The sequence below is a fragment of the Delftia sp. SD018 genome (assembly GCF_017355445.1).
GTDB lineage: Bacteria > Pseudomonadota > Gammaproteobacteria > Burkholderiales > Burkholderiaceae_C > Comamonas > Comamonas acidovorans.
Genome location: NZ_JADDRN010000030.1, coordinates 46518 through 71009, shown reverse-complemented (window position 1 = coordinate 71009; position 24492 = coordinate 46518). Strand labels below are relative to the sequence as shown.

Annotated in this window: 26 protein-coding genes; 9 read left to right on the top strand and 17 right to left on the bottom strand. The window is 65.9% G+C overall.

The features are described from left to right. Positions 1 to 285, top strand: a 285-nt coding sequence (locus INR38_RS24045) for a 2Fe-2S iron-sulfur cluster-binding protein (RefSeq protein ID WP_242699176.1), incomplete at its 5' end; no start/stop codon positions are given. A gap of 176 nt (positions 286 to 461) precedes the next feature. Here the strand turns inward: INR38_RS24045 and INR38_RS24040 are convergent. The 5 genes from INR38_RS24040 to INR38_RS24020 are packed head-to-tail and all read right to left on the bottom strand — an operon-like array spanning position 462 to position 3065. Beyond that, positions 462 to 929 carry a hypothetical protein gene (locus tag INR38_RS24040; RefSeq protein WP_207443666.1) on the bottom strand — a complete coding sequence of 156 codons (468 nt, stop codon included), beginning with the start codon at positions 927 to 929 and terminating at the stop codon, positions 462 to 464. A 4-nt stretch (positions 930 to 933) separates the two neighbouring features. Continuing rightward, positions 934 to 1341, bottom strand: coding sequence for a hypothetical protein (locus tag INR38_RS24035; protein WP_207443667.1), 408 nt, complete (start codon positions 1339 to 1341; stop codon positions 934 to 936). Positions 1342 to 1359: 18 nt separating this feature from the next. Then, entirely contained in the window at positions 1360 to 1758 is a 399-nt protein-coding gene (locus INR38_RS24030; RefSeq protein ID WP_207443668.1) for a hypothetical protein, read from the bottom strand. An 8-nt stretch (positions 1759 to 1766) separates the two neighbouring features. After that, the gene (locus INR38_RS24025; protein ID WP_156517020.1) at positions 1767 to 2081 is read right to left on the bottom strand and encodes a hypothetical protein; all 315 of its coding nucleotides are present in this window, start codon (positions 2079 to 2081) and stop codon (positions 1767 to 1769) included. 12 nt (positions 2082 to 2093) lie between these two features. After that, entirely contained in the window at positions 2094 to 3065 is a 972-nt protein-coding gene (locus INR38_RS24020) for a LysR substrate-binding domain-containing protein (RefSeq protein WP_207443669.1), read from the bottom strand. A gap of 136 nt (positions 3066 to 3201) precedes the next feature. Here INR38_RS24020 and INR38_RS24015 point away from each other — a divergent pair, with 136 nt between their 5' ends. From INR38_RS24015 to hpaI, 4 genes are read left to right on the top strand one after another with little or no spacing between them, the layout of a single operon-like run. Next, complete coding sequence (locus tag INR38_RS24015) at positions 3202 to 4197, top strand: tripartite tricarboxylate transporter substrate binding protein (protein WP_016453812.1); 996 nt, start codon at positions 3202 to 3204, stop codon at positions 4195 to 4197. 33 nt (positions 4198 to 4230) lie between these two features. Continuing rightward, the gene (locus INR38_RS24010) at positions 4231 to 5760 is read left to right on the top strand and encodes an altronate dehydratase family protein (protein WP_207443670.1); all 1530 of its coding nucleotides are present in this window, start codon (positions 4231 to 4233) and stop codon (positions 5758 to 5760) included. A gap of 33 nt (positions 5761 to 5793) precedes the next feature. Further along, a complete protein-coding gene (locus tag INR38_RS24005; RefSeq protein ID WP_207443671.1) occupies positions 5794 to 7323 on the top strand; it encodes an NAD-dependent succinate-semialdehyde dehydrogenase in 1530 nt (509 codons plus the stop codon). Positions 7324 to 7353: 30 nt separating this feature from the next. Continuing rightward, the gene (gene hpaI, locus INR38_RS24000) at positions 7354 to 8160 is read left to right on the top strand and encodes a 4-hydroxy-2-oxoheptanedioate aldolase (RefSeq protein ID WP_207443672.1); all 807 of its coding nucleotides are present in this window, start codon (positions 7354 to 7356) and stop codon (positions 8158 to 8160) included. 1 nt (position 8161) lies between these two features. On the opposite strand, the gene INR38_RS23995 is transcribed toward hpaI, so the two are convergent. The 7 genes from INR38_RS23995 to INR38_RS23965 all read right to left on the bottom strand — a co-directional run bounded on the left by INR38_RS23995 (position 8162) and on the right by INR38_RS23965 (position 14146). Next, complete coding sequence (locus INR38_RS23995) at positions 8162 to 8494, bottom strand: DUF3325 domain-containing protein (protein WP_207443673.1); 333 nt, start codon at positions 8492 to 8494, stop codon at positions 8162 to 8164. Beyond that, positions 8491 to 10134, bottom strand: a complete 1644-nt coding sequence (locus tag INR38_RS23990; RefSeq protein WP_207443674.1) for a PepSY-associated TM helix domain-containing protein — start codon at positions 10132 to 10134, stop codon at positions 8491 to 8493. The genes INR38_RS23995 and INR38_RS23990 overlap by 4 nt, the downstream gene beginning before the upstream one ends. Continuing rightward, positions 10131 to 10457, bottom strand: coding sequence for a DUF3649 domain-containing protein (locus tag INR38_RS23985; protein ID WP_207443675.1), 327 nt, complete (start codon positions 10455 to 10457; stop codon positions 10131 to 10133). Before INR38_RS23985 ends, INR38_RS23990 begins: the two co-directional genes overlap by 4 nt. 244 nt (positions 10458 to 10701) lie before the next feature. Continuing rightward, positions 10702 to 11613 (bottom strand): EamA family transporter, encoded by a 912-nt coding sequence (locus INR38_RS23980; protein WP_207443676.1) that lies wholly within the window; start codon positions 11611 to 11613, stop codon positions 10702 to 10704. A 184-nt stretch (positions 11614 to 11797) separates the two neighbouring features. After that, the gene (locus INR38_RS23975; RefSeq protein WP_034391401.1) at positions 11798 to 12226 is read right to left on the bottom strand and encodes a DUF1641 domain-containing protein; all 429 of its coding nucleotides are present in this window, start codon (positions 12224 to 12226) and stop codon (positions 11798 to 11800) included. A 51-nt stretch (positions 12227 to 12277) separates the two neighbouring features. Continuing rightward, positions 12278 to 13468 (bottom strand): FAD/NAD(P)-binding oxidoreductase, encoded by a 1191-nt coding sequence (locus INR38_RS23970; protein WP_013803503.1) that lies wholly within the window; start codon positions 13466 to 13468, stop codon positions 12278 to 12280. Between the two features lie 78 nt (positions 13469 to 13546). Next, positions 13547 to 14146, bottom strand: coding sequence for a TetR/AcrR family transcriptional regulator (locus tag INR38_RS23965; RefSeq protein ID WP_012204257.1), 600 nt, complete (start codon positions 14144 to 14146; stop codon positions 13547 to 13549). 217 nt (positions 14147 to 14363) lie between these two features. Between INR38_RS23965 and INR38_RS23960 the strand changes: the two genes are divergently transcribed. Next, positions 14364 to 15167, top strand: coding sequence for a PhzF family phenazine biosynthesis protein (locus INR38_RS23960; protein WP_207443677.1), 804 nt, complete (start codon positions 14364 to 14366; stop codon positions 15165 to 15167). Positions 15168 to 15206: 39 nt separating this feature from the next. Here the strand turns inward: INR38_RS23960 and INR38_RS23955 are convergent, their stop codons facing one another. Further along, complete coding sequence (locus INR38_RS23955; protein WP_207443678.1) at positions 15207 to 15614, bottom strand: hypothetical protein; 408 nt, start codon at positions 15612 to 15614, stop codon at positions 15207 to 15209. Positions 15615 to 15746: 132 nt separating this feature from the next. Between INR38_RS23955 and INR38_RS23950 the strand changes: the two genes are divergently transcribed. After that, the gene (locus INR38_RS23950; RefSeq protein ID WP_013803506.1) at positions 15747 to 16487 is read left to right on the top strand and encodes an SOS response-associated peptidase; all 741 of its coding nucleotides are present in this window, start codon (positions 15747 to 15749) and stop codon (positions 16485 to 16487) included. 38 nt (positions 16488 to 16525) lie between these two features. Here the strand turns inward: INR38_RS23950 and blaOXA are convergent, their stop codons facing one another. After that, positions 16526 to 17326 carry a class D beta-lactamase gene (blaOXA, locus tag INR38_RS23945; RefSeq protein ID WP_242699175.1) on the bottom strand — a complete coding sequence of 267 codons (801 nt, stop codon included), beginning with the start codon at positions 17324 to 17326 and terminating at the stop codon, positions 16526 to 16528. A 229-nt stretch (positions 17327 to 17555) separates the two neighbouring features. Between blaOXA and INR38_RS23940 the strand changes: the two genes are divergently transcribed. Further along, positions 17556 to 18896, top strand: coding sequence for an ammonium transporter (locus INR38_RS23940; RefSeq protein ID WP_013803508.1), 1341 nt, complete (start codon positions 17556 to 17558; stop codon positions 18894 to 18896). Between the two features lie 62 nt (positions 18897 to 18958). Then, on the top strand, positions 18959 to 19267 hold the full coding sequence (locus tag INR38_RS23935; RefSeq protein WP_180317709.1) for a hypothetical protein: 309 nt from the start codon (positions 18959 to 18961) through the stop codon (positions 19265 to 19267). Between the two features lie 12 nt (positions 19268 to 19279). Here the strand turns inward: INR38_RS23935 and INR38_RS23930 are convergent, their stop codons facing one another. Genes INR38_RS23930 through INR38_RS23920 form a run of 3 tightly spaced genes read right to left on the bottom strand, consistent with a single transcriptional unit; the run spans position 19280 to position 24142 of the window. Further along, on the bottom strand, positions 19280 to 20908 hold the full coding sequence (locus INR38_RS23930) for a SpoVR family protein (RefSeq protein ID WP_099734292.1): 1629 nt from the start codon (positions 20906 to 20908) through the stop codon (positions 19280 to 19282). Further along, a complete protein-coding gene (locus INR38_RS23925; protein WP_065346470.1) occupies positions 20905 to 22173 on the bottom strand; it encodes a YeaH/YhbH family protein in 1269 nt (422 codons plus the stop codon). Before INR38_RS23925 ends, INR38_RS23930 begins: the two co-directional genes overlap by 4 nt. A 46-nt stretch (positions 22174 to 22219) precedes the next feature. Next, positions 22220 to 24142 (bottom strand): PrkA family serine protein kinase, encoded by a 1923-nt coding sequence (locus tag INR38_RS23920; RefSeq protein ID WP_012204247.1) that lies wholly within the window; start codon positions 24140 to 24142, stop codon positions 22220 to 22222. Positions 24143 to 24492 lie beyond the last annotated feature (350 nt).

Genomic DNA, 24492 nt, shown 5'->3' with positions numbered 1-24492 from the left:
GAGCACGTGGTGCAGGCCACCGACGGCCAGAGCCTCATGCGCGCCGCTGTCTCCAACAGCGTGCCGGGCATCGATGCCGAATGCGGCGGTGCCTGTGCCTGCGCCACCTGCCATGTCTACATACAACCGGAGTGGCTGGACCGCGTGGGCCCGGCCCAGGGCGGCGAAAGGGAGATGCTGGACTTCGCCCTCGACGTGCGCGGCGACTCGCGGCTGGCCTGCCAGATCACGGTATCGCCACAGCTGAATGGGCTGGTGGTGGGCATGCCGGTGGCGCAGAGCTGAGGGCTGTGCCGATGGGAACGCAACCCCGGACAGCCCGCCCTGCAATCGCGCACCACCCATGTCACCTAACGCAAGGCCGTGGGCTCCGGAACGCGTCAAGCGGCACCGCAAGCCATTGCCTGGAATCGAGAGGGCGAAGGGCTATCTCAGCCCACTACATTGGGTAATCAAATATCTCAAGAGAACCTGAGATCGTGGTCGGTAAATAGTACCTTGTATACGGGAGCAAAATCATCGTCTGAATTTATCAGCGTGAAATCCATATTCATCAAAAGAACACTCTTTTCCAGAATGACAAATCCAGCCGATACTATCTTTTCAATTATTTGATTCAACAAATGATCGCACCCTGCCCCTGAAATCACCTGCCTGTCTGATTTATCAGAATTTTCCAGGATGGCCACATAATTTCCGACCCAGGAAATAAAAATCTCATAACAACCAATACTGCCATTGATGTCAAGGCGATAGCACACATCATCGTTCACATCTGAATAGTCTTGTGCCTCAGCAATATGCTCAATCGATTCTTTCAGCGCACTGGCATCACAAGATGGAGCAGATAATTTAAAGTAATTGGGTTCACGCAATGAACCATATTTCACCAGAACCTGTTCCGCAATATCCTGGATAATTGTACTCATTGAGTCAACTCCCCTGAAGGGTGACTTTCTTCATTCCACCCGTTTTATCCAGCAAAACAAGATCACGATAATATCCGGAATCTTCGTCAGGCAAATAAATATCAATCTTGAAATTCCTTGCCATAAAAGCAAGGATTGAATTCTCCACCACAACATCTTCTTCAAGATATACAGTGACCATTTTCATCCCTTGGAATTCATGAGAATATTCAATCAACAAAACAATTTTTGCCTTTTGCTCCACGAGCTGCTCGACTGAATCTATTGCACAAACATCACCAGGAGAAAGTTCCAAGGAACTCGCAAGATAACCGATCAGTGCTGCAGCCTCATGAACGGCGTCTACAAGAAAATTATTCCAGATCATGAATTGAATCTCATCCAGATGGATTCTTAAATCATCTTCAGCCAACAGAAACCCAAGACACTCCTACAGATTCAACTCCTTTTCAAACAGAGATATCGCTTTCAACATCAGACTCTCTGGTGCATCTTGGCAAATCAACAATACAAATCTAACGCAATTGAGCCCGGGAAATGCGCCATGAGCGAAGAATTCAACGGCATCCTCCAAGCTCTCGTTCAGGGAGATAGTGACAGCATCCATATCGCCGGCGTCCAGAATCAAGTCATCAATGATCTCTTCCGCGTCGGAGTAGTCTCCCCACGTCGCAAAGAATTCACACCCGATCTCCAGCAACCTCGTTATTGCAAGATTGAATCCGGGGTCCTTACCCTTCCCCGTCACAACGAAACAGCCATGCGGAAGCGGACTGGATTGAATTTTGCCCGCATCGCAGGTTTTCGATACTACAAGCATGTTCTTCATGGGCGCATCTACATGTCCGACTGAACCCACTTCACCTCAGATGGGTGAATGGAAAAATTCGCCATCAGCTTGTTGATGGCAAAAACCGTCTCAACACCTCTGTCCACATAGATCGCTGTGCCTTTGGCTGGCGAATTCACGTAGAAATGAAAGAGGATGGTACCAACATCCTTATCCAAGGCATAGCAATAATGGCAGACATCCAGATCGTCAACATCTCTCACAAAATGCAGTCCGTGCTTTCTGGACAGCTCCGAAGGCCCATCAGACAACAGGATGACCGGCTTTGATTCGCCGCTGGGCCATGGATTACCTTCAGACATTGCTGCGTTTCCTTATCTGCCATGTTGCAATTGCTCGCCGTGGCGTGCTGTAGCCAACGACTTGCCCACCACCGCCCGCAAACACTCCACCAGCAACCGCGTCGTCGCCGTCATCGGCTGGCCGCGCAGGGTGATCAGACCCACGGCCGGCAGGTCGATGGGCACGGGCAGGTCCAGCACGGCGACCAGCCCCTGCTGCGCGAAATGCTCGGCCACGCCGCGCGCCATGAAGGCCACGGCGCCGCGCTGGTGCAGGAAGCTGATCTGCGACAGGAATGAGGCGGACTCCACCAGATCGGCCGGCGGATGCAGGCCGTGGGCGAAGAACTGCTGCTCCAGCTTCACGCGCAGCGATGCCCAGGGCGGGGGCATGACGCAGGGCATGTCGGCCAGCGCCTGCCAGCTCGCAGGCTGCGCCAGCAACGCATGGCCGGGGCGCACGACGGCGACCATGGGCTCGTCGTACAGGGCTTCGGTCTCCAGGTCGGGCGAGGCGTAGCCGGGTTCGAGCCGGCCCACGAACAGGTCCAGCTCGCCCATGCGCAGCTTGGGCAGCAGCCGAGTGAGATCGCCCTCCTCGACCATCACCGTGGTCTGGGCCGATCGCGCCTTCAACTGCTCGACGGCCCGGGCCAGCAGCACGGGCGTGGCCACCACCATGGCGCCCACGCTGGTTCGCCCGCGCGTGCCGCTGGCCTCGGCCGCCATTTCATCGCGCGTGCGTTCGAAGCCCGCCAGCACCGAGCGCGCAAAGCGCACCATGCTGACGCCGGCCGCCGTGGGCTCGGTGCCGCGCGTGGAGCGCTCGAACAGCGTCATGTCCAGCATGCGCTTTATCTCGGCCAGGGTCTTGGAGACGGCGGGCTGGGTCACGGCCAGGAACTCGGCGGCACGGCCCAGGTGGCGGAACTGGTCCAGCGCCACCAGCAACTGCAGGTGGCGCAGCTTGAGGTTGGAGCGCAGCACGCGGTCTATCTTGCTCATGGGTCTTCATAGATTCGAGGTTATGAAGCCAGTCTATCTTTTCATTGGATTGTCATGATCAGGCACTGAACAATCGCGCCAGTCAGCCCAAGGCCCGGATCACAGGGCTGCAAAAAGCCAATACAGGAGACAAGCGATGAACACCCCACGCACACGCCATGCAAGCCGGCGCGAATTCGTGCTCGCCACGCTCGGCGCCAGCGCACTGGCCGCCACCGGACCTCTTTTCGCCCAGAACTGGCCCGAACGCCCCATCACCTTCATCTGCCCCTGGCCTGCGGGCGGCACGGCCGACCAATCCATGCGCGCGCTGTGCACCGTGGCCGGCAAGCTGCTGGGCCAGCCGATCGCGGTGGAGAACCGCGCGGGCGCATCGGGAATGATCGGCGCCAAGGCGCTAGCCTCGGCCAGGGCGGACGGCTACACCATCGGCCAGATTCCCATCTCGGTCACGCGCTTTTCGCAACTGGGCAGCCTGCAGGCCGATCCGCGCAAGGACTACACCTACATCGCGCGCACCTCGGGCCAGACCTTCGGCATTGCCGTGCCCGCCCATTCGCCGTTCAAGACGCTCAAGGACTTCGTGGCCGCCGCCAAGGCCAGGCCCGGCCAGGTGACCTATGCCCATGCAGGCGTGGGCGGTGCCACGCATGTAGGCATGGAGGAGTTTGCGGGCGTGGCCGGCATACAGCTCAACCATGTGCCCTACAAGGGCGGCGCCGAGGCACTGCAGGGCGTGCTGGGCGGCCATGTGGATGCGCTGGCCGACTCCAGCTCCTGGGCTCCCCATGTGGAGGCCGGCAAGCTGCGCCTGCTGGCCACCTGGGGCGAGCAGCGCACGGCGCGCTTCAAGGACGTGCCCACGCTGCGCGAATGCGGCTACGACGTGGTGGTCGATGCGCCCAACGGCATTGGCGCGCCGCGTGGCCTGGACCCGGCCGTGGCGGCCAGGCTGCGCGAGGCCTTCCGCGCCGCCGTGGCCAGCCCCGAGTTCAAGTCCGTGGCCGAGAAGCTGGATGCACCGCTGCTGTACCTGGACGGCCCGGACTACGAGAAATACGTCAACACGGTCTATCAAAAAGAGACCGTTTTGATCGACAAGCTCAAGCTGCGCGAATTGATGAAGGGCTGACAGCCCGCGAACCCACACCGATGAAAGCCCCGCATGTCCCGCACCGATAGCCCCCTGCTGCACCTGCATCCCAACGACAACGTGCTGGTCGCCAAGACCGCTCTGTCGCTGGGCCAGGAGATTCCCGAACTGGGCGTGCGCGCCCGCGCCCAGGTGCCTGCGGGCCACAAGATCGCCGCGCGCCGCATCGCAGAGGGCGAGCAGGTGAAGAAGTACGACACCGTGATCGGCGTGGCCATGCGCGAGCTGGAGGCTGGCGACTATGTGCACAGCCACAACCTGCGCATCGTGGACTACTACCGCGACCCGGCCTTCGGCGCCGATGTGCGGCCCGTGGACTATGTGCCCGAGGCGCAGCGCGCCAGCTTCCAGGGCTTTGTGCGCGCTGGCGGCGGCGTGGGCACGCGCAATTTCATCGGCATCCTGTCGTCGGTGAACTGCTCGGCCACGGTGATCAAGCGCATTGCCGCGCATTTCACGGCCGAGCGCATGGCGGCATTCCCCAACGTGGACGGCGTGGTGGCCTTCGCCCAGACCAGCGGCTGCGGCATGTCTTCGCCCAGCGAGCATTTCGATGTGCTGCGCCGCACGCTGGCCGGCTATGCGCGCCACCCGAACCTGGCCGGCGTGCTCATCGTGGGCCTGGGCTGCGAGCGCAACCAGGTCGATGCCCTGGTGGAGTCTCAGGGCCTGAGCGAAGGCCGGCTCATGCGCACCCTGGTGATGCAAGAGGTCGGCGGCACGCGCGTGACCATCGAGGCGGGCATCCGCGCCATCGAAGAGATGCTGCCCGAGGCCGACGCCGCGCGGCGCAGCGCGGTCAGTGCCAGCCACCTGAAGATCGGGCTGGAGTGCGGCGGCTCGGACGGGTTTTCGGGCATCACGGCCAACCCGGCCCTGGGCGCGGCCATGGACATCCTGGTGCGCCACGGCGGCACGGCCATCCTGTCGGAAACGCCCGAGATCCATGGCGTGGAGTTCATGCTCACGCGCCGCGCCATAACACCTGCCGTGGGGCAGAAGCTGCTGGACCGCCTGGCCTGGTGGGAGCGCTACGCGGCCGGCCAGAACGCGCAGTTCAACGGCGTGGTCGGCCACGGCAACCAGGCCGGGGGCCTGGCCAACATCTTCGAGAAATCGCTGGGATCGGCCATGAAGGGCGGCACCACGCCGCTGCGCGCCGTCTACGAATACGCCGAGCCCATCACCGAGCCGGGCTTTGTGTTCATGGACTCGCCGGGCTACGACCCCGTGGCCTCCACGGGCCAGATTGCCAGCGGCGCGCACCTGATCTGCTTCACCACCGGGCGCGGCTCCATGTTCGGCAGCAAGCCCGCACCCACCATCAAGCTGGCCAGCAACACGCCCATGTACCGCCGTCTGGAAGAGGACATGGACATCAACTGCGGCCTGATCGTGGACGGCGAATGCGGCGTGCCCGAGATGGGGCAGCGCATCTTCGCGCAGATCCTGCGCCACGCCAGCGGCGAGCCCACCAAGAGCGAGGCCCTGGGCCTGGGCGACCATGAGTTCGTGCCCTGGCACCTGGGCATCGTGAGCTGAGCGCCCCTTACAACACCTGCATCCACCGATCCCATGCCACTGACCCTGACCCGCTCCGAGCTGCTGCGCAGCGCCAACTTCATCGCCGGCCAATGGACGACCGCGACCGCGACCGCGACCGCGACCGCGACCGCGACGGCGACCACGACGGCCACGCCCGCCGCTCCCGCCCCACGCCTGGCCGTGACCGACCCCGCCACGGGCGCACTGATCACCGAGGTGCCCGACTCCGGCGCCGCCGAGGCCCGCGCCGCGCTGGACGCCGCGCATGCTGCCTTCCCCGCCTGGCGCAGGACGCCCGCCAAACAGCGCGCCGCCATCATCAAGCGCTGGAACGACCTGGTGCTGGCCCACCAGGACGACCTGGGCCGCCTCATCAGCCGCGAGCAGGGCAAGCCCCTGGCCGAAGGCAAGGGCGAGGTCGCCTATGCGGCCAGCTACATCGAATGGTTTGCCGAAGAGGCCACGCGCATGAACGGCGAGATCATTCCCGCACCCGCGCCGGGCCGGCGCATGTTTGCGCTGCGCGAGCCCGTGGGCGTGGTGGCTGCCATCACGCCCTGGAACTTTCCGGCCGCCATGATCGCCCGCAAGATCGCGCCCGCGCTGGCCGCCGGCTGCACCGTGGTCTGCAAGCCCGCGGAAGACACGCCGCTGACCTCGCTGGCCCTGGTGCTGCTGGCCCAGGAGGCGGGGGTGCCGGCCGGTGTGCTCAACATCGTCACGGCCTCGCGCGAGAAGACGCCCGAGGTGGTGGATGTCTGGCTGGACGATGCGCGCGTGCGCAAGATCACCTTCACGGGCTCCACGCCCGTGGGCAAGCATCTGGCGCGGCGCAGCGCCGACACGCTCAAGAAGCTCTCGCTGGAACTGGGCGGCAATGCGCCCTTCATCGTCTTCGAGGACGCCGACATCGATGCCGCCGTCGACGGCTTCATGGCCGCCAAGTTCCGCAATGGCGGCCAGACCTGCGTGTGCCCCAACCGCGTCTTCGTGCACCGCAGCGTGCACGAGGTGTTTGCACAGAAGCTGGCCGCGCGCGTGGCCGCGCTGCACGTGGGCCCGGCCAGCGACCCGGCCTCGCAGATCGGCCCCATGATCAATGCGCGCGCCGTGGAAAAGATCGAGCGCCATGTGCAGGACGCCGTGGCGCGCGGCGCCAGGGTGCTCACGGGCGGCAGGCGCCTGGATGCCCTGGGCGCCAACTACTACGCGCCCACCGTGCTCACGGGCGCCGACGCCTCCATGGCCTGCGCCTGCGAGGAAACCTTCGGCCCCGTGGCGCCGCTCACCGTCTTCGACAGCGAGGACGAGGTCATCGCCGCCGCCAACGACACGCCCTTCGGCCTGGCCGCCTACTTCTACAGCAACGACGCACGCCGCATCTGGCGCATGGCCGATGCATTGGAGACCGGCATCGTCGGCATCAACGAAGGCGCACTGGCCGCCGAGGCAGCGCCCTTCGGCGGCGTCAAGGAATCGGGCTACGGCCGCGAGGGCTCCACCCACGGCCTGGACGACTACCTGCACACCAAGTACGTCTGCCAGGGCCTGCTGGACTGAATCTTTCCCTCCACGAAATCACCGGACACCATGCCAGCCCACAACCCCTTCAAGACCGCCCTGGCCGCAGGCCAGCCCCGCATCGGCCTGTGGCTGTCCATGGCCGACCCCTACCTGGCCGAGGCGGCCGCCACCTGCGGCTATGACTGGCTGCTGATCGACGGCGAGCACGCCCCCAACGACGTGCGCAGCACCCTGTCCGCGCTGCAGGCCGTGGCCCCGCACCCGGCCCAGGCCGTGGTGCGCGTGGTCGAAGGCAGCACGGCCCTGATCAAGCAGATGCTGGACATAGGCGCCACCACCTTGCTCGTGCCCATGGTGGACACGGCCGAACAGGCGCGCGCCGTGGTGGCCGCCACGCGCTACCCGCCGCTGGGCGTGCGCGGCGTGGGCAGCGCCGTGGGCCGCGCATCGCAGTGGAGCGCACGCGCCGACTACCTGCAGGTGGCCGACGACGAGGTCTGCCTGCTGGTACAGGCCGAGACCGTGGCCGCCCTGCACAACCTTGAAGCCATTTGCGCGGTGGACGGCGTGCACGGCGTCTTCATCGGCCCCGCCGACCTGGCCGCCTCCATGGGCCACCGCGGCAACCCCGGCCACCCCGAGGTGCAGGCCGCCATCGAAGCCGCCATGAAGACCATCATCGCCAGCGGCAAGGCGGCCGGCACCCTGACCTCGGACCCCGCCCTGGCCCGCCGCTACCTGGACCTGGGCTGCAGCTTCGTGGCCGTGGGCGTGGATGTGCTGCTGTTTGCGAATGCGGCGCGCAGGCTGCGGGGGCAGTTCGATGATTCGCCAGTGGCCACGCCTGCACAGCAGGCAGCTGCCGCCTATTGAATCAGCCAGCCACCAGCCAGGCCAGCAGCCCCGCCGCCGCTGCAGCGGCGGCCACACGCCGCGCGAACTGCGGCGCATAGGTCAGCAGCAGGCCCAGGGCCAGGGCCGCAAAGGTGAGCAGGCCCAGCCAGGCGGCCACGGCCACCGAGGCATTCCAGCGCAGCAGGCAAGGCGCCAGCGATAGGGCCAGCAGCGCGTAGCCGGCCAGCCGCCAGGCCTTCAGGCGCGCGGGCGTCAGGCCTTCGGTGCCCAGTTGGTCTTGGTGCCGGTCCATGGAAGCGGCGATGACGGCAAAGCCTGCAAAGGCCAGAAAAAAGGCGGCAAGAATCATCATGACGCGCGCTCCAGCGCGGGGGCATGGCTGGCGGCGCGGGCTTGCGTGCGGGGCACTGCAGCCGCTGCCGGCTTGCCGCGCAGCAGCCACCAGGCCACCACGCCGTGGATGGCGGCCAGGCCCAGCATCAGCAGCTCGAAGCTGGCGATGCTCCACTGCCCGTTGGCCAGGGTCTGCACCAGCGATGCGCCGCCCGTCAGCAGGTTGAGCAGGGGCAGCAGCGCGTACAGCACGGCGGCCAGCGCCATCTGCTGCAGCCAGGCATTGCGGTGCGAGACCAGCAGCGGATGCAGCAGGCACAGCAGCCAGATGATGAAGAAGCCGTTGATCTCCCAATCACTGCGCGCCTGCATGGGCACGGGCAGCAGGCGGTTGAGCCAGAAGAAGCCGGCCACGGCCACCGACAGGCCCGCGATGGAGCCCACGTTGAGCACCTCCACCAGACGGTGGCCGAAGGGCGTGCGGCCCAGCTTGCGGCGCTCGGGCATGCGCTTGACCACCCACAGCACCATGCCCGACGCGGCCATGAAGGTGCCGACCACGCCGCTGAGCAGCAGCAGCCAGCGCGTGACGGGCTCAGCAAAGCGGCCCAGGTGCACGCCGGTGATCACGTTGCTGGTGGCGCGCACCCAGGAGATGGCGGGCGCCTCGGGGCTGGCCTGCAACTGGCCGGTCACGCCGTCGAAGCGCAGGGTCTCGGACTGGCCGCGGTTGATGAGGCTCATGCCGCCGCCTTCGCGCAGTTCGACCACCGCGCGCGAGGTGCCGGGCGCGTTGACGGTGATGCTGCCCACGCCGTGCTCAGGCCAGCGGCGTGCGCCCTCGGCCATCATGGGCGCGATATCGGCCAGCGCGGCGGCCTGGCGCTCCTGTTTGCCCCCGCGCGCGCCCGGGCCCTGGTTGGCCGCCTGCCCGCGTGCACCGCGCACATCGGCGAAGTAGGCATTGGTGTCGCCGTTGTAGGCCGCCTGTATGCCCCAGGGCATGAGCATGAACATCAGCAGCACCAGGCCGCTGAAGGTGATGACGATGTGAAACGGCAATGCCAGCACGGCCGTGGCGTTGTGCGCATCCAGCCAGGAGCGCTGGCCCTTGCGCGGGCGGAAGGTGAAGAAGTCCGTGAAGATCTTCTTGTGCGTGATCACGCCCGTGATGATGGCCACGAACATCAGCATGGTGGCGAAGCCCACGATCCAGCGGCCCCAGATGCGCGGCATGGCGTGCAGCTCGAAGTGGAAGCGGTAGAAGAAGTTGCCGGCGCGTGTCTCGCGCGGCTCCAGCTTCTCGCCCGTGGCGGCGTCGATCTCGGCGCGCTTGGTGCCTGCGCGGCCCGTGGCGGCGCCGGGCTCGCGCCAGGATGCGGCCACCGCCACCTGGCGCGGGCCGGGCAGGCCCAGCGTCCAGGTCGTGGCCTCCGGCGCGATGCGCTGCATGGCCTCCAGTGCGCGCTGCGCGGTGTCGGCGTCCTGCACCGAGCCGTGCAGCTCCGGCCGCATCCAGTCGTTGATCTCGTCGCGGAAATAGCTCAGGGTGCCCGTGAAGAACACCGCGTAGAGCAGCCAGCCCAGCAGCAGGCCGCTCCAGGTGTGCAGCCAGGACATGGACTGGCGCAGTCCCTCGGGTTTGCCGTCTGCCCTCATGCGGCGGCTCCGTTCGACAGCATCCAGGCCAGAAGTCCCAGGCCCGCGCCCGGCAGGCCGATCACGGCCCAGGCGCGCCAGGCGCTGGCGCAGCCGAAGGCCCACATGGCCGCCACGGCGTAGATGATGAAGGCCAGCAGGGTCGAGCCCAGCGCCGCATCGACCCGTTCCACGCCCAGCCAGACCATGGCGCGCGCGCCCGTGGCGGCGCAGGCGGCCGACAGCAGATAGCCGCCGCCGATCGCCGCCAAGGCGCGCGAGGCCACGGCCACGCGGTAGCGCAGCAAGGATGGAGAGGACCCTCCCGGGGTCGAGGCTTGCATGGGGATGACCTTTCTTGCGGATCGTTGCCCGTTCCGGACGCCGCGGCCGCAGCGCAGGCCCGGACGGACAAAGGCGCCACAACAGTTCAAGGTCTGTGCGGCGCCGGGCGTTGGCCGCGCGCCTGAAGCACGCTGCCTTTCAAAGAGCGGGAATGATAATGATTTTTATTACCCGAGTCATTTAAAGAAATGCAAAGCCGGCCTCCTGCCACCGGCCCCGGCCATCTCCCTGGCGCCTTTTCCCCTATCGCGCCCGCCCCGCCAGCCAGCGCCCGCCGAACTGGTTGATCACCATGCCCGCCAGCACGGCCAGCGTGCCCATCCACTGCATGAAGGTAGGCCGTTCGCCCAGCAGCAGCATGGCCGAGACCAGGCCCACCACGGGCACCATCAGAGACAGCGGCGCCACCGTGCCGGCCGCATAGCGCTGCAGCAGGCGCGTCCACAGGCCGTAGCCCAGCAGCGTGGCCAGCAGCGCCAGGTACAGGATGGAGGCCACGGCGGTCAGGTCGATCCCCGCCAGTTGCTGCACGACCGTATTCGCGCCATCGGTCCAGACGGCCAGGGCCATCAGCGGCGCAATGGGAAAGATGCTGCTCCAGACGATGAAGGGGAAGGGCTCGTAGGGGCCGCTGCGCGCCGCATAGCGCGTGATCATGTTGGACACGGCCCACATGCAGGCTGCGCCCACGGTCAGCAAAAAGCCGGCCAGCGTCATGGCGTTGTCGCCCTCGCCATGGGCGCTGCCAATGGCAACCAGCCCGCCCAGCGATACCACCAGGCCCAGCCAATGCCACAGGCGCGCGGGCTCGCCCAGCAGGAAGGCGGCCAGCAGCAGTGTGACGAAGGCCTGCGTCTGCAGCACCACCGAGGCCATGCCGGCCGGCATGCCCAGCTTCAGGCCCAGGAACAGCATGCCGAACTGGCCCACGCCCTGCACCAGACCATAGGCGGCCAGATAGCGCCAGCCCACCGACTTGGGCGGGCGCACGAACAGCAAAAAGGGCAGCGACGCCACCACGAAGCGCAGCGCGCTCAGCAGCATGGGCGACAGCGTCAGCAGGCCGAACTTCATGGCCACGAAGTTGGTGCCCCAGATCAGGATGACCAGCAGCGCACGCGCCCAGTCGCCACGGCTCAGGTGCTGCGCGGTCATGCCCTGCCCTCGGTGCAGCGGGGCCTGCAATGGTCAGGGACAGCGGCCGGCAGCACCGGCAAGGAACAGAAAGAAGGCATGGCGGGCAATGGGCAAAAAGAAAAGGGGCGGATCACATCCGCCCCCGGCGTTTGTACCACCGCAGCCCGTGCGCTGCCGGGCGGCCTTGGCTCGGCCCTGCGTTTCAGTCCGCCGCGTAGTCGATGGGATCGTGGGCATGCTGGCGCCCCAGCGCGCCGGCCATGGCCAGGATGAAGGCCAGGCCGCGCCGCACATCGGGCTCGCGTGCCATGCGCATCAGGCCGATCAGGGTGGGCGTTTCCTCCATGGCCTGCACCTGGGCCGCCGCCATGCGCGCGGCATTGCCCGCGGCCCAGGCCCCGCCCACGCCATCCTCGAAGGCCTTGGCGACCTTCTCGACCATGTAGTCGTCTGCCATGTCCACCAGGTCCGCCGTGGCCGACAGCAGATCGACCACGCGGTTCAGGCGCCGGCCCGCCAGCAGCGGCTCCAGCTTGCCCATCAGTTCGGCCAGCCCCTGCAGCGCGGCGTCGTCCTGCAGCAGGCCGCCGGCGGCGGGCTGCGCCACGGGAATGTCGGAAGCGATGTTCATCTCGGTGCTCCTTGTCTTCGTGCTTGGAATGACAATGCAAAGGCCCTGGCCTCAGACCAGGGCGCGGGCCACGGCCCAGTACATGCCGCGGTTGAAGCCCTTGCGCATCATCGAGCCGACCTTGGTCGGCGGCGTGGGCTTGACGTCGACCTGGTAGTCGTACCAAAGCGGCATGCCGCCGTCCAGGCCCATCTGGGCGATGGCCACCACGCGCCCGTCGTAGGCATCGCTGGTGCGGCCGAAGCGGATCTGCGAGGCGATGTTGTTCACCACCACGGGCGACTGGTTGTGGCAGGCGCCGCCGGCCTTGCTCACCGGCAGGTCCACCGTATCGCCCAGCACATAGACATGGCTCTGGCCCAGCACCTGCATGGTCTCGTGGTCGGTGGGCAGCCAGCCTTCGCCATCCTGCGCCTGCGACAGCCCGCAGTCGCGCACGGCCTGCACGGCGCGTATGGGCGGCGTGGCCATGAGGATGTCGAAGTCCTCGGCCTGGCCCTCTTCCGAGTGGGCCACCTTGGCCTCGGGGTCCACGCGCGCCAGCGTGAAGCCGCGCTGGTGGCGAATGCCGCGCTGCTCGAACACCGTGGGCAGGATCTCGCAGGTGTCCTTCTGCAGGAACAGGCAGTTGCGCAGCAGCTGCGAGACCGTGGGATAGGTGTAGACGATCTCCACCTTGTCGCGCACGCCGCGCCGGCGCAGCAGGTCGTCCAGCATCAGCGTGGTCTCTATGGGCGCGATGCCGCACTGGTGCGGCACATTGGGCGTCTTGGGAAAGGTGACGGTGACGAAGATGCGGCCCTTTTCTATGCGCGCCAGCTTGTCGGCCAGCTGCCGCGCGGGCGCGTGCTGGTAGAAGTGGTCGCCGGCCTCGGCCAGGCCTTCGATGCGCTCGGGCGAGGGCACGCAGCCCGTGGAGATCACCAGATGGTCGTAGCCGAAGCGCTTGCCGCTCTTGCAGTGCACGGCCTGCAGCGCGAAGTCGAAACGCTCCACCTCTTCCACCTGGAAGTCGATCTCGGGCCGCAGCAGGCCGCGCTGCCTGCGCCGCAGCTCGTCGCGGAAGAAGGCATTGAAGGCCACGTACATGAAGGCCGGCTTGTAGTAGTGCCAGGGCGAGTTCGACAGCATGGTGATGCGCACCTTGCCTGTGACCACCTCCGGATACAGCTTGCTGACCAGGTGGTTGGCGGTCATGGTGCCGCCAATGCCCCCTCCGATGATCAATATGTGATGCGCCATCCCTGCTACTCCTTGTGCTTTCGCCTCAGTGGAACAACCGCTGGCGCCGCACGGCGCCAGCGCCGGAAAATGCGCCGCTCAGTCAGGCTTGAGCGATCGCCACACCCCGTCCCAGAGCGCGTCGAACAGGGGCTCTATGGGCGTGTCGATGATGCCGTCCAGCCGCAGGCAGATCATGCGGATCGCGCTGCCGTACATCAGGCTGGCCGCCACCATGGGCTCCATCTGGCGGATCTCGCCATCGGTCATGCCGGCGAACACGAAGCCGCGCATGCGCACGAAGGCCGAGGCCGAGCAGATGGCCTGCTCGTCGGGCAGAAACTCGCGGTGGCGCGCATTGACCACGAAGCCCATGGCCTCGGGCTCGGCCTCGGCCAGCCCGAACAGCATGCGCAGCACCTCGCGGCAGCGCTGGGCGCTGCCCGCGTGCCGCTCCTCGATATCGTCGAGCAGCACATTCATGCGCGCCAGCAAATGCCGGTACAGCTCGCGCGCAATGCCTTCCTTGTCGGCAAAGTGGTTGTAGAAGAAACCGATGGACACGCCGGCCTCGGCGCACAGGTCCTGTATCGAGGTATTGAAGAAGCCCCGCTCCACGAACAGCCTGAGCGCCACGCGCAGCGTCTGCACATGGCGCGATCCCGCGTGCGGAAAGAATGTCCAGGCCTCGTCTTGCATGAGAACCGATAGTAGAACGAATCTTCATTCTATTTTCACAAGCACTTGCAAACTACACCAGGGTTTTCCAGAAAAGACGGTACCCAGTGCATCAGCCGCAATGCCTGGCCCATTCCCGGCCATTGCCCTGCGGGGCCGTAGAATCCGCGCGCAGCCATTGGAGACCGAGACAACAATGACGGGCTGCACACGAATCCGACCCAAAGGCCTTTTGCAAATGCAACTCCCCATCCACGTCATCGACGCATTCACATCGGAACGATTCAAGGGCAATCAGGCCGCCGTCATTCCCCTGGATGCATGGCTTGCCGATTCCACGCTGCAGGCCATTGCCGCAGAGAACAATCTCTCGGAAACCTCGTTCCTGGTCTGGAGTGCCGAGCGCGCCGCCTTCGAGATCCGCTGGTTCTCCCCGCTCACGGAGATCGCGTTCTGCGGCCATGCCACGCTGGCAAGCGCCTTCGTGCTGTTCGAGGCCGACCCGGCGCTGCGCAGCATCACGTTCTGGGCCGCTGCCGTGGGCAAGGTCACTGCCATGCAGGAGGATGGCGGACGCATCGTCATGACCTTCCCGCGCCGCGATGCCAAGCCTGTGGATGAAGCGCCGGCCGCGCTGCGCGAAGGCCTGACGCCCGCGCCCACGGCCTATCTTGTGAACCAGCAGGCCTACGTGGCGGTCTACGCCGCCGAGGCCGATGTGCTGGCCGTCAAGCCGGATCTGGAACGCCTGAAATCGCTGGGCCCGCTGGACGTGGTGGTGACGGCGCCTGCGGATGCGGGCGCCTCGTATGACTTCGTCAGCCGCTACTTCTGGCCCGCCAATGGCGGCGAGGAAGATCCCGTCACGGGCTCCATCCATGCGGCGCTTGCGCCTTACTGGGCGGGCAGGCTGGGCAAGAACCGTCTGGTCGGCCACCAGGCCTCGCGCCGCACGGGCACGCTGTTTTGCGAAGTGACCGATGCCAGCGTCGAGGTGGCTGGCCACTGCGCGCGTTACCTGACCGGGACGATCACCGTCTGACTGCGGGCCCGTTCCGATGGAGCCGACCCGGAAGGCACATCAGCGCCGCAGGCAGCGGCCGGCGCCATCGATCAGGCGGGCCATTTCCCTGTCCACGCCCAGGTCGGCGCAATAGGCGCCCGCCCCGCGCAGTGACAGATCCAGAGTGGCAGGCTTGCTCCTGGAAACCTCGGCCCTCAGCCGAAAGCCCGCCACGTTGGGCGCGCCGTAGTCGGCCGTCTCCAGCACGCCCGCCCTGGTGTCGCGGATGGCATGGTCGTGGCCAAGGTGGTAGGCGCCCTCGTTGCCGGCCATGGCTTCGTCAAGGCAGGCAAAGGCCTGCTCGACCGAGGCGCCTTGGGGCAGGACCAGCGACGCGGTTGTGCTGGGACCCAGGGCATCGCACATGCCTGCAGAGATTGCGCAGCCGCTCAACAGGCCTGCAAGGCCCAGTACCCATATCCGCATTCACGCTTCCTTTCCAGAGGCCATGGAATCCGCGGCAGTGTATCGACCCGGCCGCGGCGCCGGGCTCGCAATGCGCAGGGAATAGTCTCTCGCCTTGCCGATACCCCCGAGACACGCAGGTACCATCCGCGCATGAGTACCCACTACGAATCCCTGTCGCAAGCCGACGCCTACCGCGACGCCTTCGACGTGGAAGCGCCCGCGGCCAGCGAGCGCAACATGACGCCGCGCAAGTCCGGCTTTTTCATCCGCAGCGTCGCCGTGGCTGCAGAGGCAGCCGCTGAACAGGCAGAGCCTGCAGCTCCCGACACACCGCCGGCAGCACCCACCACTCCCGCACGCGAGCTGGTTGCCGCCCAATGGGGCCTGGTGCCGCACTGGGTGAAGTCAGCTTCGGACGGCCGGCTGCGCGCGCTCAAGCTGGTGAATGCGCGCTCCGAAACGGTGTCCACGGCCCAGGCCTTCCGCGATGCCTGGCTCAATGGCCAGCGCTGCATCGTGCCCATGGCCGCCTTTTTCGAGGATGACTACCGCAACGGCAAGGCCCTGCCCACGCGCATCTCGCGCATCGACGGCAAGCCCATGGGCGTGGCCGGCGTGTGGGCGCAGTGGACGGGCCCGGACGGCGAGGTGCTGCTGAGCTACGCCCTGCTCACGGTCAACGCCAACAGCCATGCGCTGCTGCACCGCTACCAGCAGCCCGGCGCGGAAAAGCGCATGCCGGCGATTCTCAACGAGGGCGCCTACGACGCCTGGCTCAACGCGCGCGTGGAAAAGGCGCGCGAGTTCATGCGCCAGTACCCGTCCAACTGGCTCACCGCAAATCCGGTGGAGCGCAAGGCCGACAAGCGGCCTCCAGGCCTGATGGGCTGACGGGCTGACGGGCTGGCGCATGGCCCTTGTCCCGCGCGCTACGGCGCCTTGGGCAACGCGTTGATGGAGCGCAGGATGTCGCGCGTGATGTCCTGGCGCTTGGGCAAGTCGGCCAGCCGGTGGGGCGTGTCCATGTTCATGGCGAAGAACACAGGGCCGGCCGGCCATTCCACCCAGCCCACCCACCAGCCGATACGGCCCGTCCAGCCGGTTTTGGCGCGCAGTATCCAGTCCGGGCCGGCCTCGTTGATCATCACGTCCTTCACCAGCCGCTGGTGCTCCACCGGCAATGACAGCCGATTGCGGTACAGCCGCTGCAGGAAGGCCACCTGTTCCAGTGCCGAGATGGCCAGGTCGCCCTCCACCCAGAACGGCGCCTCGCCCGTGGCCAGCGCATTGCCGTAGTCGATCTTGCGCATGTAGGCAGCCTCACGCGCGCTGCCAAGCTCCCTGGCAAAGCCTTCGTACACCCACAGGGTGGAGTTGCGCATGGCCGAGCGCAGGTCCTGATCGGCATTCCAGGCCGGCAACTGGCGCTTCACGCCATCCCAGGGAATGCGCTGGAATTCATCGCGCAGCAGCCCGGCGTCCAGTGCGAACAGGCTGTGCGGGATCTTGAAGGTGGAAGCGGGCGAGTAGCGCCGCGCCGCGCGGTCACGGTTGTGGACGTAGACGGCTTCGGCCTGGCCTCTGGCATCGACCACGACGATGCTGCCATCGACCTTGGCATCGGCAAAGAAGCGGTCCCACTCGGGCTTGTCCTGCAGTTCGGCAGCCGCCAGAGCCGCCTGTGACAGACAGGCGAGCAGCGCGGCGCACATCAGATTTCTTCGATTCATGCAGGCAGTTTAAGAGCTGCACCACCGCACGGCGATGGTGCACCGCCTGCCCGGCTGCCCTGTTTTGACTCGCGGTTTTCCCGTTTTGGTGTTCCAGCCGCATCGCGCGGGCCCCAAGGGCCCCGTGTGCGCTGGCACGACTTGTGCAAGGCCGCTGCAGGCCGGCCAATGCAGCCATGGCGGCAAAGGCAGACGGCCCCATGACCACAACAAACAAGGGAGTCATTGCATGCACAGGTGCGCACGGGCATTGAGAACATTGGTGGGGGGAGGATGGGTCGCGGTCCTGGGTGCGGCGCAGACGGCGCAGGCGGCCGAGCAGGCGATCACGCGGCCGTCGCTGGTGGCGGTGGAATCCATCAGCGCCGTGGACACGGTCTGGCTGATGACGGCCACGGTGCTGGTGCTGCTGATGACGCTGCCCGGCATTGCGCTGTTCTATGCGGGGATGGTCCGCCGCAAGAACGTGCTCAACACCATGGCCAGCGTGGTGGCGATTGCCTGCCTGGTGAGCATTCTGTGGTTTGCACTCGGCTATTCGCTGGCCTTCACGCCCGGCAATGCGTGGATAGGCGGTGATTCGCGCGCCTGGTTCGCGGGGCTGGATTTCAACGCCGCCAAGGGCCTGGTGGCCGTGAGCCATCTGGCGCCGCATGTGCCTGAAGCAGCCTATGCCATGTTCCAGCTGGCCTTTGCCGTGATCACCGCCGCCTTGCTGGTGGGCGCCTGGGTGGAGCGCATGCGCTTCGGTGCCATGCTGATCTTCGTGGGCCTGTGGAGCCTGCTGGTCTATGCACCGGTGGCGCACTGGGTATGGGAGCCCGGGGGCTGGCTGGCGCGCATGGGCGCGCTGGACTTTGCCGGGGGCACCGTGGTGCATGTGAACGCGGGCGTGGCCGGCCTGGTCTGCGCCTGGTTCCTGCGGCCGCGCCGCGGCTACGGGCACGAGCCCTTCGAGCCCTACAACCTGGCCTTGACCATGATGGGCGCGGCCCTGCTGTGGATGGGCTGGTTCGGCTTCAACGCCGGCTCATCGCTGGCCGGGGACAGCCGGGCGGCGCTGGCGCTGGCCGTCACCCACATTGCCGCCAGCGCGGGCGCCCTGGCCTGGTCGCTGGCCGAGTATGTGGTGCGCGGCAAGGCCACGCTGCTGGGGCTGTGCTCGGGGCTGGTCGGCGGCCTGGTGGCGATCACGCCGGCAGCGGGTTTCGTGACGCCGCTGTCGGCGCTGTGCATCGGCCTGATCGCCGGTGTCGCCTGCTACTGGGGCGCCACGGGCCTCAAGCGGCTGCTGGGCGCGGACGATTCGCTGGATGTGTTTGGCGTGCATGGCGTGGGCGGCATCGTGGGCTCGCTGCTCACCGGCGTGTTTGCCAGCCCGCAGATCGGCGGCGTGCAGGGCAGCGTGCTCACCCAGGCCGTGAGCGTGCTGGCCGTGGCCTTGTTCACGCTGGTGGCCACGGCCGTGCTGCTGTGGTTGCTGGACATGCTGATCGGCCTGCGCGTGGACGAGGAAAGCGAGCTGCAGGGCCTGGACCTGGCGCTGCACCGCGAACGCCTGAGTGGATGAACGGCCGGGCCGCAAAGCGGCCCGGCGCCCGATGATCGTCAAACCGAAGGAGTGCCCACTACATGCCCGAAAGCGAACTCCTGGCCATCGCCGCGCACCTGCATGTGCTGCTGCGCAGAAGCTGCGGCCGCGTGACCGATACCGAATGGCTGGCGGCCAATGCCGAGTACGCCGCCGAAATCATCCGTTTTTCCCGGGAGCAGGAAGGGACGCGCAGCACGCCCGAACTGGTGGACTGGACCCATCGCTTCGAAGCGGCCTGGAATGCCGCGCTGGCTGGGCCCGCCGAGCGCTCGCCGCTCATGCAGCGCGCCGGCGAGCTGATGCGCCAGCGCGCGGAAAACCGCAAGTACGTGGGCACGCTGCGCTAGCGTCTTGCCTGATCAGGCCGGTGGAGCAGGCACGGAGTGCAGCAGCACGGGCGCGTCGCCATCGCCGTTGACGCTTTCCATCTGCACGCCAAAGCCCCACAGGCGCGCTGCGTGCTTGAGCACTTCCAGCGCATCGTCGGACAGGGGCCGGCCCTGGTAGCGCGTGTGGCGCAGGGTCAGGCAGCGGTCGCCGCGCAGGTTCACGTTCCAGACCTGGATATTGGGCTCGCGCGCGCCCAGGTCGTACTGCTGCGACAGGGTCTGGCGCAGGGTGCGGTAGCCGTCGTCGTCGTGGATGGCGCTGACCAGCAGTTCGCGTTCGCTGGCATCGTCATGGATGGAGAACAGGCGCATGTCGCGCATCAGCTGCGGGCTCAGGTACTGGCCGACAAAGCTCTCGTCCTTGAAGTTCTGCATGGCATGGTGCAGCGCCGGCAGCCAGGGCGTGCCTGCCAGGTCGGGGAACCAGCGGCGGTCTTCCTCGGTCGGGTCCTGGCAGATGCGGCGGATGTCGCGGTACATGGCAAAGCCCAGCGCATAGGGATTGATGCCGCTGTAGGCGCGGTGTCCGGCCGGGGGCTGGTAGATGACGTTGGTGTGGGAGGACAGCCATTCGATCATCACGCCGTCGGTCAGCCAGCCTTCGTCGTACAGGGTGTTGAGCAGGGTGTAGTGCCAGAACGTGGCCCAGCCCTCGTTCATCACCTGGGTCTGGCGCTGCGGGTAGAAGTACTGGGCGATCTTGCGCACGATGCGCACGATCTCGCGCTGCCAGGGCTCCAGCAGCGGGGCGTTCTTCTCGATGAAGTACAGCAGGTTTTCCTCGGGCTCCTTGGGAAAGCGCTCGCTGTGCTGCGCCGCGCTGTCCTTGCCCGGGCGCGCCGGCAGGGTGCGCCACAGCTCGTTGACCTGCTGCTGGGCATAGGCCTCGCGCTGCTCGCGCTCGGCCCGCTCGCGCGCCAGGCTTTTCTTGGAGGGGCGGCGGTAACGGTCCACGCCCAGGTTGGACAGGGCGTGGCAGGAGTCCAGCCATTGCTCCACCGTCGTCAGGCCATGGCGCTCCTCGCACTGGGAGATGAAGTCGCGCGCATAGACCAGGTAGTCGATGATGCTGCCCGCATCCGTCCACATGCCGAACAGGTAGTTGTTCTTGAAGAAGCTGTTGTGGCCGTACGCCGCATGGGCGATCACCAGGGCCTGCATGGCGGTGGTGTTCTCCTCCATCAGATAGCTGATGCAGGGATTGGAGTTGATGACGATCTCGTAGGCCAGGCCCATGTGGCCGCGCCGGTAGCGCCGCTCCGTCGCCATGTACTCCTTGCCATAGCTCCAGTGGCGGTAGCCCACGGGCATGCCCACGCTGGCGTAGGCGTCCATCATCTGCTCGGCCGAGATCACTTCCAGCTGGTTGGGATAGGTGTCCAGGCCATAGCGTTCGGCGGCGGCCGCAATCGCTGCGTGATAGCGCTCGATGAGCTCGAAGGTCCAGTCGCTGGGATCGGGCAGAGGCTCGGCTGGCCGCGCCCCCGCCGGCAGCGGCGCGGAGGGCACGATGCGCTGGACCCGGTCGCTGGCCAGATGGGATTTCCACTGCGGCGTGGCATGGCGGGGCGCCAGCACGGGATAGTGAGAGAGGTTCATACCGATACCCCCTCTTTCTTGAACAGGTCGCGGAACACGGGATAGATCTCGCTGGCGTCCGACACCTTGCGCATGGCGAAGTGCGAGAACAGCGGCAGCACCTGGCTGTATTCCTGCCACAGGCTCTGCTCTTCCTGCACCACCTGCACATAGGCGAAGTAGCGCACCAGCGGCAGGATTTTCTCGACCAGCAGGTTGCGGCAGTTGGAGCCGTCGTCGCCGAAGTTGTCGCCATCGCTGGCCTGGGCCACGTAGATGTTCCAGTCCGCGGACGGATAGCGCGCGCGGATGATCTGGTCCAGCAGCACCAGCGCACTGCTGACCACCGTGCCGCCGCTTTCCTGGGAGTGGAAGAACTCGTCCTCGCTGACCTCGGCCGCCTGCGTGTGATGGCGGATGAAGACGATGTCGATCTTCTCGTAGTGCCGCGTCAGGAACAGGTACAGCAGGATGAAGAAGCGCTTGGCCAGGTCCTTGCGGTCCTGGTCCATGGAGCCGGACACATCCATCACGCAGAACATCACGGCCTGGCTGATGGGCGCAGGCACGCGCGTGCGGTTGCGAAACCGCAGGTCGATGGGGTCGAGAAAGGCCACCGTGCCCATGCGCAGCTTCAGCGCATCGATGCGCTGCTGCAGCTCGGCCGCCGCCTCGCTGGTGCCATCGTCCTGCGCCAGCAGCGCTTGCAGCTGCTCCTCCAGTGCCTTGAGTTCGCGGTGCGGCGCCTTGGTCAGCGCAATGCGCCGGCCCAGGGCGCCGCGCATGGTGCGCAGCAGGGCCAGGTTGTGCGGCGTGCCGTCGTGGCTGTAGCCGGCGCGGCGCGTCTTGTACTGCATGGTGTTGCCGATGTGGGTGCGCAGCAGCCGCGGCAGGGCCAGGTCTTCAAAGAACAGTTCCATGAACTCTTCCTTGGTCAGGGTGAAGGTGAAGTCGTCCTCGCCCTCGCCGCTGTCGCTGGCCTGGGAGCCGCCACCGCCTGCGCCGCCCTGCGGCCGGGCAATGCGGTCGCCGCGCACATGCTCGGTGTTGCCCGGGTGCACCGTGTCATGGACGCCGCCCTGCCCGTGGTGGAACACGGGCTCGCGGATGTCCTTGCGCGGGATGGAGACGCTCTCGGACTCCTCCATGTGGCGGATGCCGCGCTTGTCCACCGCGCGGCGCACCGCCTCGGCGATCTGCGCCTTGTAGCGGCGCACGAAGCGCTCGCGGTTGCCCACCGACTTGTTCTTGCCGGCCAGCCTGCGATCGATGATTTGCAATGCCATCTGTTCCCCCCAGCCCGGGCGCGCCGAAGGGCGGCGCACCCACCCGTCAGTTGCTCTTGCGAACGCGCAGGTACCACTCGCACAGCAGGCGCACCTGCTTGGACGTATAGCCCTTGGCCTCCATCCGGGTGACGAAGTCCTCGTGCTTGCGCGCGTCCTCGGCACTGGCCTTGGCATTGAAGCTGATCACGGGCAGCAGCTCCTCGGTATTGGAGAACATCTTCTTCTCTATCACCACGCGCAGCTTCTCGTAGCTGGTCCAGCTGGGGTTCTTGCCCTGGTTGTTGGCCCGCGCGCGCAGCACGAAGTTGACGATCTCGTTGCGGAAGTCCTTGGCATTGGCAATGCCCGCGGGCTTCTCGACCTTCTCCATCTCGGCGTTGAGCGCGTTGCGGTCGAAGGCCTCGCCGGTATCGTTGTCGCGGTACTCGCTGTCCTGTATCCAGTAGTCGGCGTAGGTGACGTAGCGGTCGAAGATGTTCTGGCCGTACTCGCTGTAGCTCTCCAGATAGGCCGTCTGGATTTCCTTGCCGATGAACTCGGCATAGTGCGGCGACAGGTATTCCTTGATGTAGCTGGTGTACTTGGTCTCCAGCTCGGCAGGGAACTGCTCGCGCTCGATCTGCTGCTCCAGCACATACATCAGGTGCACCGGGTTGGCCGCCACCTCGGTGCTGTCGTAGTTGAAGACCTTGGACAGGATCTTGAACGCGAAGCGCGTGGAGATGCCCGACATGCCCTCGTCCACGCCCGCATAGTCGCGGTACTCCTGGAAGCTCTTGGCGCGCGGGTCCGTGTCCTTGAGGCTTTCGCCGTCATAGACCTGCATCTTGCTGAAGATGCTGGAGTTCTCGGGCTCCTTCAGCCGCGTGAGCACGGCGAACTGGGCCATCATCTTGAGCGTGCCGGGCGCGCATACGGCGCTGGCCAGGGACGACTCGCGGATCAGCTTCTCGTAGATGCGCACCTCCTCGGAAACGCGCAGGCAGTACGGCACCTTGACGATGTAGACCCGGTCCAGGAAGGCCTCGTTGTTGCGGTTGTTGCGGAAGGCCTTCCACTCGCTCTCGTTGCTGTGGGCCAGCACCATGCCGTCGAAGGGAATGGCGCCAAAGCCTTCCGTTCCCTTGTAGTTGCTCTCCTGCGTGGCCGTCAGCAGCGGGTGCAGCACCTTGATGGGCGCCTTGAACATTTCCACGAACTCCAGCAGGCCCTGGTTGGCCAGGCACAGGCCTCCCGAGTAGCTGTAGGCGTCAGTATCGTCCTGGGCAAAGTTCTCCAGCTTGCGGATGTCCACCTTGCCCACCAGGCTGGAGATGTCCTGGTTGTTCTCGTCGCCGGGCTCGGTCTTGGCAATGCCCACCTGCCTGGAGATGCTGGGATAGCGCTTGACCACGCGGAACTGGCGGATGTCGCCGCCCAGCTCCTCCAGACGCTTGACGGCCCAGGGCGACAGCACATGGTTGAGGCAGCGCCGAGGAATGCCGAACTGCTCCTCCAGCAGCGGCCCGTCCTCCACGGGGTCGAACAGGCCCAGCGGCGACTCGTTCACGGGCGAGCCCTTGAGGGCGTAGAACGGCACCTTCTGCATCAGGTATTTGAGGCGCTCGGCGATGGAGCTCTTGCCACCGCCCACGGGGCCCAGCAGATAGAGGATCTGCTTGCGCTCTTCCAGGCCCTGGGCCGCATGGCGGAAGAAGCTCACCACCTGCTCGATGGAGTCTTCCATGCCGTAGAACTCGGCGAAGGCCGGATAGCGCCGGATAACCTTGTTGGCAAACAGCCGCGACTGGCGTGGATCATTGCGCGTGTCCACCATTTCAGGTTCGCCGATGGCTGCCAGCATGCGCTGGGCAGCACCTTCGTAAGCCATGGGATCGCGCTGGCACAGGGCGAGAAATTCGTCCAGCGACATCTCTTCTTCGCGAAGGCGAACGTAACGTGCAGCCGAGTTGCTGATGACATCCATACGACCTCTCCCGGCGGCACCCGAGGGCGAACAGTGCCGCGAAGTTGCAAGGCATTCGCTACCGTGTGGAACTGTTGTAGCACCTTGCATCGGCTTTGAATAGCTCATACGTCCCACATGTCTGCATTGCGCGCGAGGTCACAATGTCAGGTTCCTGGACTACCCCGCTTTTTGCGGCGCCGGGACAGGGGCTTGAGCCAGCCGGGCCTGCAGCAAGGCCCGTGAATACAGCGCCTGACGCTCCCACTTTTGACAAATGATAGTCCGCACTCACACAGCGGCACAGGCCCGAATTCAGAACCGATGTCTCCTGCCGACAACCCCCTACTTGCCGCCGGTCGCCCATCGCG

Coding starts and splice junctions, on each gene's coding strand:
- INR38_RS24040 (WP_207443666.1), bottom strand. CDS start 929: ATGAGTACAATTATCCAGGATATTGCGGAACAGGTTCTGGTGAAATAT.
- INR38_RS24030 (WP_207443668.1), bottom strand. CDS start 1,758: ATGAAGAACATGCTTGTAGTATCGAAAACCTGCGATGCGGGCAAAATT.
- INR38_RS24025 (WP_156517020.1), bottom strand. CDS start 2,081: ATGTCTGAAGGTAATCCATGGCCCAGCGGCGAATCAAAGCCGGTCATC.
- INR38_RS24020 (WP_207443669.1), bottom strand. CDS start 3,065: ATGAGCAAGATAGACCGCGTGCTGCGCTCCAACCTCAAGCTGCGCCAC.
- INR38_RS24015 (WP_016453812.1), top strand. CDS start 3,202: ATGAACACCCCACGCACACGCCATGCAAGCCGGCGCGAATTCGTGCTC.
- INR38_RS24010 (WP_207443670.1), top strand. CDS start 4,231: ATGTCCCGCACCGATAGCCCCCTGCTGCACCTGCATCCCAACGACAAC.
- INR38_RS24005 (WP_207443671.1), top strand. CDS start 5,794: ATGCCACTGACCCTGACCCGCTCCGAGCTGCTGCGCAGCGCCAACTTC.
- hpaI (WP_207443672.1), top strand. CDS start 7,354: ATGCCAGCCCACAACCCCTTCAAGACCGCCCTGGCCGCAGGCCAGCCC.
- INR38_RS23995 (WP_207443673.1), bottom strand. CDS start 8,494: ATGATGATTCTTGCCGCCTTTTTTCTGGCCTTTGCAGGCTTTGCCGTC.
- INR38_RS23990 (WP_207443674.1), bottom strand. CDS start 10,134: ATGAGGGCAGACGGCAAACCCGAGGGACTGCGCCAGTCCATGTCCTGG.
- INR38_RS23985 (WP_207443675.1), bottom strand. CDS start 10,457: ATGCAAGCCTCGACCCCGGGAGGGTCCTCTCCATCCTTGCTGCGCTAC.
- INR38_RS23980 (WP_207443676.1), bottom strand. CDS start 11,613: ATGACCGCGCAGCACCTGAGCCGTGGCGACTGGGCGCGTGCGCTGCTG.
- INR38_RS23975 (WP_034391401.1), bottom strand. CDS start 12,226: ATGAACATCGCTTCCGACATTCCCGTGGCGCAGCCCGCCGCCGGCGGC.
- INR38_RS23970 (WP_013803503.1), bottom strand. CDS start 13,468: ATGGCGCATCACATATTGATCATCGGAGGGGGCATTGGCGGCACCATG.
- INR38_RS23965 (WP_012204257.1), bottom strand. CDS start 14,146: ATGCAAGACGAGGCCTGGACATTCTTTCCGCACGCGGGATCGCGCCAT.
- INR38_RS23960 (WP_207443677.1), top strand. CDS start 14,364: ATGCAACTCCCCATCCACGTCATCGACGCATTCACATCGGAACGATTC.
- INR38_RS23955 (WP_207443678.1), bottom strand. CDS start 15,614: ATGCGGATATGGGTACTGGGCCTTGCAGGCCTGTTGAGCGGCTGCGCA.
- INR38_RS23950 (WP_013803506.1), top strand. CDS start 15,747: ATGAGTACCCACTACGAATCCCTGTCGCAAGCCGACGCCTACCGCGAC.
- blaOXA (WP_242699175.1), bottom strand. CDS start 17,326: ATGAATCGAAGAAATCTGATGTGCGCCGCGCTGCTCGCCTGTCTGTCA.
- INR38_RS23940 (WP_013803508.1), top strand. CDS start 17,556: ATGCACAGGTGCGCACGGGCATTGAGAACATTGGTGGGGGGAGGATGG.
- INR38_RS23935 (WP_180317709.1), top strand. CDS start 18,959: ATGCCCGAAAGCGAACTCCTGGCCATCGCCGCGCACCTGCATGTGCTG.
- INR38_RS23930 (WP_099734292.1), bottom strand. CDS start 20,908: ATGAACCTCTCTCACTATCCCGTGCTGGCGCCCCGCCATGCCACGCCG.
- INR38_RS23925 (WP_065346470.1), bottom strand. CDS start 22,173: ATGGCATTGCAAATCATCGATCGCAGGCTGGCCGGCAAGAACAAGTCG.
- INR38_RS23920 (WP_012204247.1), bottom strand. CDS start 24,142: ATGGATGTCATCAGCAACTCGGCTGCACGTTACGTTCGCCTTCGCGAA.